The following is a 2124-nucleotide window of genomic DNA, read 5'->3' as shown; positions in this document are numbered from 1 at the left end:
GAGAACGTGAATTCCGGCCGATAAAAGATCATATCCGGGGGGGATTCTGCCTGACCTTATCAGGCGGGCAGAATTATTTTTCTAATCCCTAACTCCATAGATAGTGCGGAGTTCGCCTCGACATGTCTTATTGGCTTCGATCTCTGCGTTTTCTGGCCAGCGCCCTCAGCGGCGCTTCTTCGCCCCGGCAACTGGCCCTTGGTTTCAGCATGGGTATGGTGATCGGCCTGGTTCCTAAAGAGAATCTGTTGGCGGTCGTGCTGCTCTTTATTCTGGCCGGCTCGAAGGTCAATCTCTGTTCGGCCTCGCTGTCGACGATGCTTTTCTCCTGGCTCTCATTACTGATTGATCCGCTGAGCCATCTGATGGGGCGTGGTGTGCTGCTGGCGTCACCTTTGCAGGGTTTCTGGCAATCCGTTTATGAACTCCCTTTTGCGCCATGGACCGACTTCAATAATACCATTGTGATGGGCAGCCTGATTCTGGGACTGTTATCGTTCTACCCCACATATCGCCTCTCGAAACCTCAGTTTGAAAAATATACGCCTCTGGTAGCAGAGAAATTGATGAAATATCGCATTGTCAAAATTCTCTGGGGAACGGAAGTGGGCGCGATCGTAGGGGAAGTCGCATGAAGTGGAATTACCTGCTGCCTCGCTTCACCATTGCTGCCATCATCTGGGTCTTTTTTGCCTGTGCCTTCGATCCACTCGTCCGCATGGGAGTAGTCCGGATGGGACAATCTCTGACCGGAACGGAAGTGGATGTCGTCAGTCTGCAGACCGGGTTCTTTCCGCCTTCGTTTAAGACGGGGCCGGTCAGTATCACCAGTCATTCCAATAACAAACGCAATCTGGTTTCATTCGATCAAATCGAAATGAAGCTGTCCGGCAAACCGTTGATGTATCGTAATCTGATTGTCGAGGAAGCGACCGTCTCCGGAATGGAATTTGATACGCCCCGCGCGACGGCAGGCCACGTTTCCGAAAACACATCAGATCAACCCGCAACCGGCTTCACGTTCGATGCCAGCCGGTTTCGTCAAGCATCCCAGGAACTGGGAAAATCCTGGTTGAGTGTTCTGACAAGTTCGGCGGCCGAGCAGTTAGATCCGAATCGTCTGGAAACCGTGCGTGTTTCCAAAGTGATCGGGCAGGAATGGAAGCAGCGTTTTGCACAATACGAAACGCGTCTGCAGCAGGTCAGGCTGGAAGTGGATTCGGTACAAAGTACAGTGAAAACGGCTGAAGGTAAGACAATTGACAAAATCAAGACGTACGCCCAGTCGGCAGAACGTGTTGATCAGCTTGTCAGAGAAGGAAAGCTGATTCGTAACGAACTGAGTTCGCTTCCACAAATTGCACAACAGGATTATCAACGGATTGAACAGGCAAAAAAACAGGATTTAGCAAACCTCGACCAACTGGTCGACTCCGTCTCTCCCGACCCACAGAAAATTCTGCATGCCTTTATCGGCGAGGAATTGTCCCGGCAACTGGAGCAGGTCTTCGGCTGGTCGAACATCATGCTGCAAACAGTCAAGACTTTGCGGGATGAGCAGGAACCGGAACGCATCCAGGGCGAATGGATCGATTTTCGTCGCGATACCGGATTGCCAGATATTCTCTTTAAAAAAATCCGTTTAACGGGAGCCGCGCGGGTCGATCAACAGAAATATCCCTTTGTCGGGCTCATCAAAGACCTCTCGTCCTCCCCCGCAACATACCGCCAGCCGATTATGTTGCAGGCTCAGGTCGAAGCGGAAGCCGACATCAGGTTTGCGGGAGACCTCAAGTTTTATCAAGCGAATCCCACTCATGATTTTGTCGTCCTGTTCAAACTGCCTCATCAGAAAAAAATCACTCTCGAAAACTCCGAGCAGCTTTCGCTCGATCTGATTGCGGACCAGACGGAGTGTCGATCACAGCTTTCTTTCAGAGAGCATGATTTTGAATGTCGCCTTGAATTCAGTCAGACTCCGGTCCATTTTCAACTTTCTACCTCTCAATCTGAATATCAGTCGATGGCAGGCATCCTGTCACAGACACTGGCTTCCATTGATTCGATTTCCGCGACATTACATTGTTCCGGCAGTTATGAACGACCGGAAGGGAGAATGGAATC

2 protein-coding genes are annotated in these 2124 nt (G+C 50.8%); both read left to right on the top strand.

The window, feature by feature from the left end; genetic code table 11:
- The first annotated feature begins 122 nt into the window (after positions 1 to 122).
- On the top strand, positions 123 to 635 hold the full coding sequence (locus Q0294_RS09345; RefSeq protein WP_299463819.1) for a TIGR03546 family protein: 513 nt from the start codon (positions 123 to 125) through the stop codon (positions 633 to 635).
- On the top strand, positions 632 to 2124 hold a 1493-nt coding region (locus tag Q0294_RS09340), incomplete at its 3' end, for a TIGR03545 family protein (protein ID WP_299463816.1). The genes Q0294_RS09345 and Q0294_RS09340, both read left to right, overlap by 4 nt.

It is taken from the genome of uncultured Gimesia sp. (genome assembly GCF_937919775.1).
Lineage (GTDB): Bacteria > Planctomycetota > Planctomycetia > Planctomycetales > Planctomycetaceae > Gimesia.
The sequence above is the reverse complement of the archived record's forward strand: the minus strand, read 5'-3'. Positions and strand labels throughout refer to the sequence as shown.

Bases quoted from the DNA above. Each gene is read 5' to 3' on its own strand.
- Q0294_RS09345 (WP_299463819.1), top strand. From the start codon at position 123: ATGTCTTATTGGCTTCGATCTCTGCGTTTTCTGGCCAGCGCCCTCAGC.